Source organism: Vibrio xiamenensis (assembly GCF_900100015.1).
GTDB classification, from domain to species: domain Bacteria; phylum Pseudomonadota; class Gammaproteobacteria; order Enterobacterales; family Vibrionaceae; genus Vibrio; species Vibrio xiamenensis.
In genome coordinates, this window is the sequence record NZ_FNDD01000028.1 from 1 (window position 1) to 13,570 (window position 13,570).

The 13,570-nt window shown below is 46.3% G+C and carries 10 protein-coding genes and 1 tRNA gene; 5 read left to right on the top strand and 6 right to left on the bottom strand.

Annotated elements, in window-relative coordinates:
* Positions 1–91, top strand: a tRNA-Ser gene (locus BLS03_RS18835).
* 184 nt (positions 92–275) lie between these two features.
* Here BLS03_RS18835 and add read toward each other — a convergent pair.
* The 5 genes from add to glnA all read right to left on the bottom strand — a co-directional run bounded on the left by add (position 276) and on the right by glnA (position 8,405).
* Positions 276–1,280, bottom strand: coding sequence for an adenosine deaminase (gene add / locus BLS03_RS18840; RefSeq protein WP_093277719.1), 1,005 nt, complete (start codon positions 1,278–1,280; stop codon positions 276–278).
* Positions 1,281–1,379: 99 nt separating this feature from the next.
* On the bottom strand, positions 1,380–3,917 hold the full coding sequence (gepA, locus tag BLS03_RS18845) for a phosphodiesterase GepA (protein ID WP_093277722.1): 2,538 nt from the start codon (positions 3,915–3,917) through the stop codon (positions 1,380–1,382).
* A gap of 138 nt (positions 3,918–4,055) precedes the next feature.
* Positions 4,056–5,459: a nitrogen regulation protein NR(I) gene (gene glnG / locus BLS03_RS18850; RefSeq protein WP_093277724.1), complete on the bottom strand. Its 1,404-nt coding sequence runs from the start codon at positions 5,457–5,459 to the stop codon at positions 4,056–4,058.
* A gap of 31 nt (positions 5,460–5,490) precedes the next feature.
* Positions 5,491–6,537, bottom strand: coding sequence for a nitrogen regulation protein NR(II) (glnL, locus tag BLS03_RS18855; protein WP_093277727.1), 1,047 nt, complete (start codon positions 6,535–6,537; stop codon positions 5,491–5,493).
* A 458-nt stretch (positions 6,538–6,995) separates the two neighbouring features.
* Positions 6,996–8,405, bottom strand: a complete 1,410-nt coding sequence (gene glnA, locus BLS03_RS18860) for a glutamate--ammonia ligase (RefSeq protein WP_093277729.1) — start codon at positions 8,403–8,405, stop codon at positions 6,996–6,998.
* A gap of 500 nt (positions 8,406–8,905) precedes the next feature.
* On the opposite strand from glnA, the gene typA reads away from it, so the two are divergent.
* Positions 8,906–10,735: a translational GTPase TypA gene (typA, locus tag BLS03_RS18865; protein WP_093277732.1), complete on the top strand. Its 1,830-nt coding sequence runs from the start codon at positions 8,906–8,908 to the stop codon at positions 10,733–10,735.
* Between the two features lie 139 nt (positions 10,736–10,874).
* Complete coding sequence (locus BLS03_RS18870; RefSeq protein WP_093277734.1) at positions 10,875–11,405, top strand: AAA family ATPase; 531 nt, start codon at positions 10,875–10,877, stop codon at positions 11,403–11,405.
* A gap of 44 nt (positions 11,406–11,449) precedes the next feature.
* Here BLS03_RS18870 and BLS03_RS18875 read toward each other — a convergent pair whose 3' ends face one another.
* A complete protein-coding gene (locus tag BLS03_RS18875) occupies positions 11,450–12,091 on the bottom strand; it encodes a DUF2959 domain-containing protein (protein ID WP_093277737.1) in 642 nt (213 codons plus the stop codon).
* Positions 12,092–12,179: 88 nt separating this feature from the next.
* Between BLS03_RS18875 and BLS03_RS18880 the strand changes: the two genes are divergently transcribed.
* Together BLS03_RS18880 and dtd are read left to right on the top strand one after the other, a co-directional pair.
* The gene (locus BLS03_RS18880; protein WP_093277739.1) at positions 12,180–13,124 is read left to right on the top strand and encodes a virulence factor BrkB family protein; all 945 of its coding nucleotides are present in this window, start codon (positions 12,180–12,182) and stop codon (positions 13,122–13,124) included.
* Positions 13,096–13,530, top strand: a complete 435-nt coding sequence (gene dtd, locus BLS03_RS18885) for a D-aminoacyl-tRNA deacylase (protein WP_093277742.1) — start codon at positions 13,096–13,098, stop codon at positions 13,528–13,530. The genes BLS03_RS18880 and dtd overlap by 29 nt, the downstream gene beginning before the upstream one ends.
* The last annotated feature ends 40 nt before the right edge of the window (positions 13,531–13,570 follow it).

The following is a 13,570-nucleotide window of genomic DNA, read 5'->3' on the forward strand; positions in this document are numbered from 1 at the left end:
GGAGAGATGGCTGAGTGGTTGAAAGCACCGGTCTTGAAAACCGGCATACGTTAATAGCGTATCTAGGGTTCAAATCCCTATCTCTCCGCCACTATTGAGAAAGCCCGCTGAGAAATCAGCGGGCTTTTTTACGTCCATCGTAAATAAAACAGCAAATTAACCTTCGCGCCAAGATTACTTCTCTCCCCTACTCTGCTTCGCTTTAGTGTCATTAGAGAGTGCGTAGGCAATAAAAAGCCGATGCAAAGCATCGGCTGATTGTAATAAATTGAAGCTTAAACGCGCTGGCTTGCCATCTCTTTTAGTGCTTGTTTTTCTTGTTGAGACAAGAAGGCTAGCTCCAAACCATTGATTTGAGCTTGGCGAATTTGCTCAGCACTTAAGCCTGCCTTTGGCGCCGCAACTTCATATTCATAAGGCAGTTCAATACCTTCAACTGCTGGGTCATCGGTATTTAGACAAGCTAATACACCGTGATCCAAGAAAGTTTTAAGCGGGTGTTGGCTGAGCGAAGCAACCGTGCTGGTTTGAATATTGGAGGTGAGACAAGATTCGATACCGATACGGTGTTTGGCGAGATAATCCATCAGTTTTGGATCCTCAACGGCTTTAACACCGTGGCCAATGCGTGTCGCGCCTAATTCTTCAATCGCTTGCCACATGCTTTGCGCCCCTGCTGCTTCACCCGCATGAACGGTTACACTGAGTCCGGCATCTTTTACTTGCGAAAAATGCTTAACGAAGCGCTCTCCAGGCTGGCCAAGTTCATCACCTGCAAGGTCAACTGCGACAATCTTGTCTTTGTGGCTCAGAATCGCATCCAGCTCTTGCTGGCATGCTTGGGTGCCAAAGGTGCGGCTCATAATACCGATAAGGTTAGCTTTGATACCGAAATCTTTGCTACCCGCCTGCACCCCATCGATGACAGCCTCAACCACACCCTCAATCGGCAGTTGATGTTTCATCGCCATGTAATAGGGAGAAAAGCGCAACTCTGCATAATCGATCTGCGCGTTGAGCGCATCTTCAACATTTTCATAAGCGACGCGGCGACAGGCATCCAGATCGCCAAGCACAGCAACGCCCCAATCGAGTTTAGATAGGAACGCAACCAGCGAAGGTTCGGCTTCTACAATCTGCACATGCGGGGTTAAGTCTTTAATATTGTTTGCCGGAAGAGCAATCCCAAACTTTTGTCCCAATTCTAGAATAGTTTGGGTGCGAATATTACCGTCGAGGTGGCGGTGTAAATCGGTGACCGGGAGATTTTTAGTTATCATTCTGAGCATTCCAATTGAGGGAAATTAAATTAAGTATAAAAAGCCACACACCCGCTGTCAGTACGGTGTGAATTCAAATATCCCTTTTGAGCTTAGATTTTAATCGGTGTTTACTAATTGTGTTGGCCATTCATCATAGGGCATTGGTCGACTGTAGAGGAAACCTTGTCCTAATGGGCAGGTCAATTTCACCAACATTTCGGCTTGTTTTTCCGTCTCTATGCCTTCGGCAACTAAATTGACGTTCATTCCTTTGGTCATATTGATAATGGCCGCGACAACCGAATTATCGAGTTCTTGCTCGTTAAGCTTGTTAACGAAGGTACGATCGATCTTCAGACAGTTAAATGGCAATTTATGCAGGTAAGCAAGTGAGCTATAACCTGTACCAAAGTCGTCAATCGCGATCTGAACATTCAGCTCGCGAATGGATTGCATATTCTTCACTATGATTGGGTCGTTGTCGACTATTCGTGACTCGGTAATTTCTAAGGTCAGATTACTCGGTGTCATTCCGGTGCGAGCAAGGACATGTTTCAGAGTATCGATAAAATCACGCATCGATAGCTGATCCACTGACAAGTTAACGTGCATATTAAAATCGGTGCCCCACTTACCTTGCTGCATACCTTTGACGGTATCCGAGCAGGCTTTGGTGAGGATTTGTTTGCCGATTGCAGCAATCAGCCCGCTTTCTTCAGCAATCGAGATAAACTCAAGTGGCGGCACCACACCATCTTTTGAATGCCAGCGTGCAAGCGCTTCAGCGCCAACCACGCGACCGGATTTTAAGTCCACGATTGGTTGGTAATATGGAACAAACTCTTCGTTTTCAATCGCATCTTTGATCTTGGCTTGCATCAGGGTTTTACGCCTCGACAGATCGGCCATTTCGGGCTTGTAGTAGCTGATTTTAGTTAAGTCTTGTTTGGCATTGCTGAGCGCGATACTGCCGTTACGCAGCCACAGGGTCATATTTGACTGTGAGCCTTCGGTGACAATACCAATGGAGACATTCACCACTACACTTTCTTGCTGCATGGTAAATGGCGACGCGAACATTTTTTGAATGCGATTGGCGATCAGCGACGCCTCAATTTTTACGGCTGGGTTATCGACATAAATCGCAAACTCATCACCACCGATTCTGGCGATGTAAGCATCTTTCTCAAACAGCGTTTTTAGCCGCTCTGAAATGATCACCAACAATTGGTCACCTTTATAGTGACCTAAGCTGTCGTTGATATCGCGAAATTTGTTAATCCCAATCAGGAATAGACAGCCATTGAGCTTACGCAGGTTGTCACAAGTATCGATTAAGCCTTCACGGCTATAGAGCTTGGTTAACGAATCGTACAGCAGCTGTGAGCGTAGTGCTTTAAAGGTGGCCTTGAGGTTGTTCGCCATTTCGGTAAAGGCGTGCACCAGCATGGTGGTTTCGTAAATATGCCCCGGCTTTGGCATTTGGCTTTCCCAGTCACCTTTGGCAAGGTTACGGGCAGCCGTTGCAGTTGACGTTATCGGGGCGGTGACTTTATTAAACGCAATTAAGCCGATCAAAATGCCGAGTAAGCTGACACACAAACCTATCACCCAGCTGTCACGTTGGCTGCGAGCCAGTTCACCGAGCAAGTCGGTTTCAGGAATTACCACGCCGATGTACCACTTAAGACCGTACTTATCGATATATGGCGTCACGCGGTTGAAATAGCGCTGCTCATCGAGCGCAAAGGTAAATTGGTCAACATCGCCAGGCAGCGGCAGCGCACCCTGTTTAATCAACTGAGCACTTTTGTTGATAATCGGGTTGCCGTTTTCGGTAAGAAGTAAACGCTCACCTTTATTGGAGTATTTGGTTCCCCAAGACACGATGCTCCCCGTTGAGGATTGAGCGATAATGCGTTGGTGCGGGTCAAACAGATAGATATAGGCGTTAGTCTCTTGCTGCTTTTGACGCAGAAACTCGCTAAAGGTATCGATTTTGACATCGGTCACCATCACGCCAACAAACTTATCTTTTTCGAATACTGGATTAAGCGCGGAGAGAGTAATGTCCTGACGCTCGTCCACATTGGCGTAAATCGGCGACCACATCGGGTGCTCGGTTTGCGCCACTGGCACATACCAAGGACGCACACGCGGGTCATAATCTTTTATCACTGAGCGAATGTCGTCGGTGATCGTATCGCTGCGATAAATGACCAATTGGTCTTGAGTGCGACGGTCTTTCACCATCAAGGTGTATTTTTTATTGGGTTCTTTACGAAAGCCAACGTATTCAGCGTCTATCCCCCCAAAACCGATGGCGTCGATTTGTGGAATATCTTGGTAAATATTTTGAAAGCCGCTGAGTAAATAAGGTTGAATGTCTGCGGTGTTGTTGGTGTGGTAGAGCTGATTGAATCCAAGTCCATGACTGAGCTGTAAGCCGGCCTGAAAGGGGCGGTTGAGAAAGTTACGCAGTTCTAACGAAACATTGGAAGTTAGCGTGGAAAGTTGTTTCGCGCTGACATCCGCGACCATATCTTCGTAGTTGTTTTTTTGCACAACAACAATGATTCCGATTGCAAATAGAAAGATCAATACAAAGGGAAAGACCACTGCGGTTTTTAATGTGATTTGATTTATTGTGCGCATAAACAAGCTCTTAGGAAGCGTATGAATTCGTGTTGTAACATAAGTACAAAGCTAACAGAAGTGTACGTAACACTTTATTATTATCTGATGGCAAACTTTGTTCTTACAAGTTACAACACGAAATCGTGGGAGCAACCTTTAATAAAGCTCTTTGAGTTTTCTCGTCAGTGTATTTCTACCCCATCCAAGCACCTTAGCGGCGTCTTGTTTGTGTCCTTTAGTGTGATCCAAAGCGACTTCAAGCAAAATGCGTTCAAACTCAGGAAGCGCAAAAGCGAGTAATTCGGTTTCTCCTTGGGCAAGGGCCTTTTTCGCCCAATTGGCCAATTGTTGCTGCCAACTGACTTCATCAGAGAATTGATGCAGCGATTTTTCTTCTAACAGTTCTGAAGGTAAATCGTTAGGCAGAATTTCACTACCACTTGCCATCACGGTTAACCAGCGACAAATGTTTTCAAGCTGACGTACGTTACCCGGCCAATCGAGTTGATTAAGGATTTCGACCGTTGAAGGATGCAGAGTTTTCGCATCGACGCCGAGTTCTTCCGACGCTAAGGCTAAGAAGTGCAGCGTCAGTTTTTCGATATCTTGGCGACGCTCGCGCAGCGATGGAATATGGATACGAATGACGTTTAGACGGTGGAATAAATCTTCACGAAAATCCCCTTCATGCACCAGTTTCTCAAGGTTTTGGTGCGTTGCCGCAACGATGCGAACGTCAACTTTAATTGGTGAATGCCCACCAACACGGTAGAACTGACCGTCGGCCAAGACACGCAGCAAGCGAGTTTGAATATCCAGCGGCATATCGCCGATTTCATCCAAAAACAGCGTACCACCGTTGGCTTGTTCAAAGCGCCCTTGGCGAATGTTATTGGCACCGGTAAATGCGCCTTTCTCATGACCAAACAATTCTGATTCGATCAAGTCTTTAGGAATCGCCGCCATGTTTAACGCGATAAAAGGTTTTTGCGCGCGAGGGCTGTGACGATGCAGTGCGTGAGCAACCAGTTCTTTACCGGTTCCCGATTCACCGTTAATCAGTACAGAAATCGATGAACGAGACAGACGACCGATAGCGCGAAATACCTCTTGCATCGCCGGTGCTTCACCAATGATTTCAGGTGCCGCATAGGCATGAGGTTCTTCTTTCGCTTGTTCTTGCTTCTGTTCATGGCTGTGAGTGATGGCGCGCTCAACCAGAGTCAGCGTTTCGTCGACATCAAACGGCTTAGGTAAGTATTCAAACGCACCTTTTTGGTATGCGTTGACCGCAGCGTCTAAATCCGAGTGCGCGGTCATAATGATAACTGGCAGCTCTGGGTAACTGGTATTGACTTGAGCGAGTAGCTCAATACCGTCAATACCGGGCATGCGAATATCAGAAATCAGCACGTCAGGTGTTTCGCGCTCTAGCGCCAAAAGTACACTTTCAGCATCAGAAAACGTTTCGCATTTAATATCTGCTGAAGATAACGTCTTCTCCATTACCCAGCGAATTGAGCTGTCATCGTCTACGACCCAGACATATCCCTTACTCATAATATGAATTCCTTACAGCAATGCTATGCCTCTAAATCGGCAAATAAATCGTAAAAATCGTTCGTCCTGGCCAGCTTTCTACATCTATTTTTCCGTTGTGCTGGTCGATCAGGTTTTGGGCGATAGAAAGTCCTAGCCCTGTTCCCCCCTCACGGCCGCTGACCATGGGGTAAAACAATGTGTCTTGTAATTCGCTTGGAATCCCTGGACCGTTATCGATGATCTCTATGCGGGCTGCGAGTTTGCAGCGTTGACCATGGATATTGGCCTGGTGCACTGTCCTAGTGCGAATGCGGATTTCACCGTGCTCTTGTTTGGATAGAATTTCCGCTGCGTTACTGACGATGTTGAGCAGCGCTTGTTCTATCTGATCAGGGTCCATCACGATGTCTGGTAAGCTCGGATCATAATCGCGTTCGATGACCACTGATTTGCCAATATCAAGCTCGACTAACTGGCGAACCTTTTCGATCAGCAAATGCAAATTCACCGGTTTCTTCTTACCCGGTTTTTGTGGACCAAGCAGGCGGTCGACCAACGAACGTAGGCGATCGGCCTGTTCGATAATGATTTGCGTGTATTCAGTGAGCGATTCATCTGGCAGAGTTCGTTCTAGAAGCTGCGCCGCGCCACGTAAGCCACCAAGCGGGTTTTTAATTTCATGGGCGAGACCGCGAACCAGTAGCTTCGCCGCTTGTTGCTGAGCGTGTTGATTGAGCTCTTGAGTTAATCGACGTTGCTGGCCAATCTTGCGCATCTCAACCAATAGCATCAGCTCTTTATCCCATGAGATCGGGCTAACGGTGACTTCCAGCATCAGCGGTTTACCATCCACCACGAACGTGACATCGCTGTCGGTAATGCTTTGACCACTTTGCAGTGGCTGAGAAAGTAACGCGAGATCGAGGGATGCGTGTTGGATGAGATTTGATAACGGCTGGTCAACAATGCGTTTGACACTCTGAGAAAAAAGCTGCTCTGCCGCTGGATTGGCATAACGCACCAAGAGTGACTCTTCCATGATTAAGGTCGCGGTCACTAAGTTGTCAAGAATGATGTCACTCAGCTTTGGGCTCACAGTTGATATCCTTTCGATGTACCAATTAGGTGCAATGATCCATTATGGTGCATTGCATTTTCCCAAGTATGGCGCATAAATGCAGCGAGCTAAAGGAGAAACCAAAAAAGCATAGGTTGTTTAAGCCTTTAGACCTTAGCGAAAGCTCGCTTTATACATATGCACCATGATTACTCTACATAATGCAATAAGCTTGCCGTATCTAATCGATTGAATTTAAAACTGATGACTATCGCGATCTTGATGATCGCATGCGCTTTCTCTCAATTTTGACTCGAGACCGAATGGTGCCCTGTTGTGGGTCATTGGCTGTTTTTTATTGTGCCACTATGTTGGATATTTTGAGTAGTAATTTAGCGCTTGGCCGAAATGGGTCATGGCTGGTTCAATATGGTGATTGTGTATTGAACAGGCATAAAAAAAGCCCGCCGAAGCGGGCTTTTTTATCACCAAAGTGATTATACAGAGTAGTAAAGTTCGAACTCAAGTGGGTGAGTTGTCATGTTTATTTTCTGTACATCGCTAGATTTAAGGTCGATGTAAGAGTTGATGAAGTCATCAGAGAATACGCCGCCAGCAGTTAGGAACTCACGGTCTGCATCAAGAGCTTCTAGCGCTTGTTGTAGAGATTCTGCAACTTTTGGAATCTCTGCTGCTTCTTCTGCTGGTAGGTCATACAAGTCTTTGTCCATTGCATCGCCAGGGTGGATCTTGTTCTTGATACCGTCAAGACCAGCCATTAGTAGCGCAGAGAACGCTAGGTATGGGTTAGCTGCTGGGTCTGGGAAGCGAACTTCGATACGACGAGCTTTAGGGCTTGGTACCACTGGGATACGGATAGATGCAGAACGGTTACGTGCTGAGTAAGCAAGCATAACTGGTGCTTCGAAACCTGGGACTAAGCGTTTGTACGAGTTAGTCGCTGGGTTAGCAAATGCGTTGATTGCGCGAGCGTGCTTGATAACACCACCGATGTAGTACAGTGCAGTTTCAGATAGACCGCCGTACTTGTCGCCAGCAAATAGGTTAACACCGTCTTTTGCTAGAGATTGGTGAACGTGCATACCAGAACCGTTGTCGCCAACAAGTGGCTTAGGCATAAAGGTTGCTGTTTTGCCAAATGCGTGAGCAACGTTGTGAACAACGTACTTGTAGATTTGGATTTCGTCAGCTTTGTTAGTCAAAGTGTTGAAACGAGTTGCGATTTCGTTTTGACCCGCAGTCGCCACTTCGTGGTGATGCGCTTCAACAACAAGGCCCATTTCTTCCATGATTAGACACATAGCAGAACGGATGTCTTGTGATGAATCAACTGGTTGTACTGGGAAGTAACCACCTTTAACGCCAGGGCGGTGGCCTTTGTTACCTTCTTCGTAATCAGCGCCAGTGTTCCAAGCTGCTTCTACGTCGTCGATTTTGTAGAAAGAACCAGACATGTCTGTGTTGAATTTCACATCGTCGAATAGGAAGAATTCTGGTTCTGGACCAACAAGAACAGTGTCTGCGATACCAGTTGAACGCATGTAATCTTCTGCGCGTTTAGCGATAGAACGTGGGTCACGGTCGTAGCCTTGCATAGTTGCAGGCTCTAGGATGTCACAACGGATATTCAGAGTTGCTTCTTCAGTAAATGGGTCAAGAACGGCAGAAGCTGCGTCTGGCATCATCACCATGTCAGATTCGTTGATACCTTTCCAACCTGCTACTGATGAACCGTCAAACATCTTACCGTCTTCGAAAAAGTCTGCGTCAACTTGATGCGCAGGGATAGAGACGTGTTGTTCTTTACCTTTAGTGTCGGTAAAACGCAGGTCAACAAACTTAACTTCGTTTTCTTGGATCAGCGATAAAACATTTTCTACTGACATCTTGGATAACCTCCAGTGTTATTAAAACGGTGAAAGCGGGAATTCTTTTGAATCCAGCATTGATTAATTTCATTTCAATTTAATTAATCGATGCTATTTTCCGTAAAGCTAAAACCATGCCAGAAAACAATTTTCATATAAATCATGGCCTTAAAAAGTCGTTGCACGTTTTCGGGCAACCAGGTGCACTAAAATGATCCTTTGTTGCATTGTTTTGGTGCGTTAACTGGATTTATGCACCACGATGTGACATTAGCGAGTTATTGAAGTCGGTTTATAACCATTTTGTCAATGTGGTTTTGTGGGAAAAGATAGGAATGCTATGCATATTTATCGCAATGCTGGCAACACGCAGCAAAAAGCACAGAGTTAGATCACATATTTCTAGGTTTTTCCCCAGAATCTGGTACATTATGGCGGCTTTTTTTTAATCAAGTAAGCAACGCTTTTAATGATTACAATTAGAAGATGGGCTTCTTATATCGAGTGAATCTAATTCCATGACTACTCCACAGATTGATAAATTACGAAATATCGCGATCATCGCGCACGTTGACCACGGTAAAACCACGCTGGTAGATAAACTGCTACAGCAATCCGGTACGCTTGAGTCTCGCGGTGAAGTTGAAGAGCGAGTCATGGACTCGAACGACATCGAAAAAGAACGTGGCATCACCATTTTGGCGAAAAACACTGCGATCAACTGGAACGACTACCGTATCAACATCGTAGATACTCCAGGGCACGCCGACTTCGGTGGCGAAGTTGAACGTATCATGTCAATGGTCGATTGCGTACTGTTGATCGTTGACGCGGTTGACGGTCCAATGCCTCAAACCCGTTTTGTAACTCAAAAAGCGTTTGCTCACGGCCTAAAACCTATCGTGGTCATCAACAAGATTGACCGCCCAGGCGCTCGTCCTGATTGGGTAATGGACCAAGTATTCGACCTATTCGACAACTTAGGTGCAACTGACGAACAGCTAGATTTCAAAGTTGTTTATGCTTCTGCTCTTAACGGTTGGGCTGCTCTAGAAGAGGGCGAAACTGGCGAGAACATGGAACCGCTATTTGAAACTATCGTAAAAGAAGTGGCGGCACCAGAAGTTGACCTAGACGGTCCACTACAGATGCAAATCTCTCAGCTAGATTACAGCTCTTACGTTGGTGTTATCGGTGTTGGCCGTGTAACGCGTGGTACTGTGAAGCCAAACCAACAAGTTACTGTTATCGGTGCTGATGGTAAAACTCGCAACGGTAAAGTGGGTACAGTACTAGGTTACCTAGGTCTAGAGCGTCATGATGTTGAACAGGCAAACGCGGGTGACATCATCGCGATTACTGGTCTTGGCGAACTAAAAATCTCTGACACCATCTGTGCTCAAGGTAGCGTAGAAGCGCTTCCTGCACTTTCAGTTGATGAGCCAACGGTTACGATGACTTTCCAAGTCAACACTTCTCCATTCGCGGGTAAAGAAGGTAAGTTCGTGACTTCACGTAACATCCTTGAGCGCCTTGAGAAAGAATTGGTGCACAACGTAGCACTACGCGTTGAGCAAACTGACGATCCAGATAAATTCCGCGTTTCAGGCCGTGGTGAACTTCACCTATCTATCCTGATCGAAAACATGCGCCGTGAAGGTTTTGAGCTGGCGGTATCACGCCCAGAAGTTATCATCAAAGAAGAAGATGGTCAGCTAATGGAACCGTTTGAAACTGTGACTATCGACGTGCTTGAAGAGCACCAAGGTGGCATCATGGAAAACATCGGTCTGCGTAAAGGTGAGCTAAAAGACATGGCACCAGATGGTAAAGGCCGTGTACGTATGGACTTCATCATGCCTTCTCGTGGCTTGATCGGTTTCCAAACTGAGTTTATGACTCTGACTTCAGGTTCTGGTCTGCTTTACCATACATTTGATCACTACGGTCCACACAAAGGTGGCACGATTGGTCAACGTAACAACGGTGTGTTGATTTCAAACGCAACCGGTAAAGCTCTGACTTACGCACTATTTAACCTGCAAGATCGTGGTCGTCTATTTACTGAACACGCAGACGAAGTCTACGAAGGCCAAGTTATCGGTATTCACAACCGCTCTAACGACCTAACGGTAAACTGTCTGAAAGGTAAGCAGCTAACCAACGTTCGTGCATCAGGTACTGACGAAGCGCAGGTTCTATCTCCTGCAATCAAGTACACACTTGAGCAAGCGCTTGAGTTTATTGATGACGACGAGCTAGTTGAAGTAACACCTCAAAGCATCCGTATTCGTAAGCGTCACCTAACGGAAAATGACCGTAAACGTGCAGGTCGTGGCGCGAAGTAATTCCGCTCGATAACCGCGAATAATGCTAAGCCCTGAATTGGAAACAATTCGGGGCTTTTTCATCTCGGTGAGTTTAAATTGTCGAGATAAGTTTAAATTGTCGACATAAGTTTAAATTGGTTACAGGAGTTTCTAAGTTATGGACCCGATCATCATCAGTGGCGGACCGGGCGCAGGCAAGACCACCCTATTACACGCGTTGGCCGAGCGCGGTTTTACCACGTTCAATGAAGTTCCGAGAGACTTAATCGAGCAGCAAAGCCAGTTTGAGAACGGCATTTTGCCTTGGGATAATTTGCCTGCGTTTGCCGAGCTGTGCCTTGAAGAGATGCAGCAGCAAAAGCAGCAAGCGATGTGCGAGAAGGTGGCGTTTTTAGACCGCGCGATTCCAGATATTTGCGCGTATCTTAGTGGCGCAGGGCACCCGTTGTCACAGCGTTACTTAGAGGGCAGTCGTGGCTACCATAGTCAGGTGTTTTTCTGTCAACCGAATGAGTTTACCTATGTGCAAGATGAGGTGCGTCCTTATCCTTTTGCAGAGGCATTAGAGTTGCATCAGCAGTTGCTTGCTAGCTATCAAAGCTTGGGTTACCACATCATAGAGGTGCCGTGGGCGAGCGTAAGCGAACGAGCGGAGTTTGTTGCGCGGCACATAATGCTTGGCAAATAAAAAAGCCGTGAGGGACACTCACGGCTTTTTCGCTAATTAAACGCTTATTTGTCGTTTAGGTGAGCGATGAATTTATCTGATTCAGCAATCGCAGAGTTCATCTCGTTGATCGCATTTTGGATATCCAGTTCTAGATCTGAGAACTCGCCTTTCAAAGAACCAATCGCGCTCGCATTGAGGTTATGTTTCAAGTACAAGGTGTTGTCACGCAAAGTATCAAGTACAGGGTCCATTTTCTTCTCAGCACGTTTCATTGCAGCAATCATGCTTTGGTAAGAAGATTTGGTGGTACGCATTTTAGCGGCACTTTTGTTACGTAGCGATGCGTTCGAGTACATGTCGAGCTCTTGTTGCCACTCTTCAAATAGCGCAGCTGAAACGTCTTCAATCGCGGCAATACGGTCACGAACGTCTTGAGCAGCGGCTTCGCTGTCTTCGTACTCTGCGTTAATTTTGTTATACATTTTTTCTAATTCGCCGCCATCATAATTAGTGAGGGCAGACAGTGCTTCTAAAGCACTTGAGAACTCTTCTTGAGCGTCTTGTTGGGATTCTTTTGCGTCTTCGACACGGTCAACCATAATATCGCGTTTATGGTAGCCTACTTGCTCCATCGCGGAGTAGTAAGCAGATTGACAACCAGTCAGTGTCATCAGAGAAATGAAGATAGCTAACAAGTAAGGCATGATGAATTTCTTTCCATTACAATAAGTTGAAGAATCAAACCGATCTCGGAAGTGAATGTTTCCGAGTCACAGATTGTTGGGTAATAGCATGAACCACAGATTAAGCGGTTACAAGGTGAAAACTGCCGCGTTCGCAAGACAAACCGTACAATTCTTCCGCTATCTATTTACCAGAGTTATACATGATCGTGTGAGTGTGAGTGCAGGTTATATGGCATACATCACGTTATTGTCGATTGTGCCAATGTTGACGGTATTGTTTTCGGTGCTGTCAAAATTCGAAGTTTTTTCTGATGTCGGCGAGGTGGTTCAACAATTTATTATCACCCATTTTGTCCCCGCCGCCGGAGAAGCGGTTGGCATGGCGCTTAGTGAATTCATTCAAAACACCGGCAAAATGACCGCAGTTGGTAGTGCGTTTTTGGTGGTTGCGGCGCTAATGCTGATCTCCAATATTGATAAGAATCTCAACTATATCTGGCGTGCGCGTGGTCAGCGCCAAGCGATGTTCTCTTTTGCGATGTATTGGATGGTGATCACGCTCGGCCCTATGTTAGTCGGTGCGAGCATCGCGGTAACATCGTATATTACGTCTCTGAAACTTATCGAAAATGAAACCATCTCCGGTCTTTATGATGTCATACTGCGTTGGTTGCCGATCATGTTGTCTTTCTTTGCGTTTATGGGGTTGTACCTTTTAGTACCGAATAAACGCGTCAAGTTTTCACATGCGATTGTTGGTGCGGCGAGCGCAGCGCTGCTGTTTGAATTGAGCAAAAAAGGGTTCGCGTTTTACATTACCCAGTTCCCATCATACCAACTCATTTATGGGGCTCTGGCGGCCATACCGATTCTGTTTATCTGGGTGTATCTGTGTTGGATGATCGTGCTGCTTGGCGCGGAAATAACCGCCGCGCTTGGTGAGCGAGAGCACTGGAGTAAAGGGCTTGTCGTGGTAGACTCTTTCACTCATGTCCATCCGCAACTCGATGAAAGGAATAAAGATGATCGCACTGATTCAACGCGTGAGTGAAGCTGCAGTTAACGTTGACGGCGAAATCGTCGGTCAAATCGACCAAGGTCTACTTGTGTTACTTGGGGTTGAGAAAGACGATGATGAAGCAAAAGCCAAACGTCTAATGGAGCGTGTTACGACTTACCGCGTGTTTGAAGACGAAGCGGGAAAAATGAACCTTAACGTGCAGCAAGTCGGTGGTCAGTTGTTAGTGGTGTCGCAATTTACACTGCCCGCAGACACCAAGAAAGGCACTCGCGCTGGTTTTTCTCGTGGTGCCCACCCGGCAGATGCCGAGCGTTTGTACGATTATTTTGCTGATCAGTGCGAAGCGTTATTGCCTACAGAGCGGGGTCGATTTGCTGCAGACATGAAAGTCTCGCTTATCAACGACGGCCCAGTGACTTTCTGGCTGCAAGTATAATTATTAATGACAAGTATAATGACAGGACTGGATGGATTTC

Excerpts from the sequence above, each read along its gene's own strand:
- add (WP_093277719.1), bottom strand. The coding sequence starts at position 1,280 with ATGATAACTAAAAATCTCCCGGTCACCGATTTACACCGCCACCTCGAC.
- gepA (WP_093277722.1), bottom strand. The coding sequence starts at position 3,917 with ATGCGCACAATAAATCAAATCACATTAAAAACCGCAGTGGTCTTTCCC.
- glnG (WP_093277724.1), bottom strand. The coding sequence starts at position 5,459 with ATGAGTAAGGGATATGTCTGGGTCGTAGACGATGACAGCTCAATTCGC.
- glnA (WP_093277729.1), bottom strand. The coding sequence starts at position 8,405 with ATGTCAGTAGAAAATGTTTTATCGCTGATCCAAGAAAACGAAGTTAAG.
- typA (WP_093277732.1), top strand. The coding sequence starts at position 8,906 with ATGACTACTCCACAGATTGATAAATTACGAAATATCGCGATCATCGCG.
- BLS03_RS18870 (WP_093277734.1), top strand. The coding sequence starts at position 10,875 with ATGGACCCGATCATCATCAGTGGCGGACCGGGCGCAGGCAAGACCACC.
- BLS03_RS18875 (WP_093277737.1), bottom strand. The coding sequence starts at position 12,091 with ATGCCTTACTTGTTAGCTATCTTCATTTCTCTGATGACACTGACTGGT.
- BLS03_RS18880 (WP_093277739.1), top strand. The coding sequence starts at position 12,180 with ATGAACCACAGATTAAGCGGTTACAAGGTGAAAACTGCCGCGTTCGCA.
- dtd (WP_093277742.1), top strand. The coding sequence starts at position 13,096 with ATGATCGCACTGATTCAACGCGTGAGTGAAGCTGCAGTTAACGTTGAC.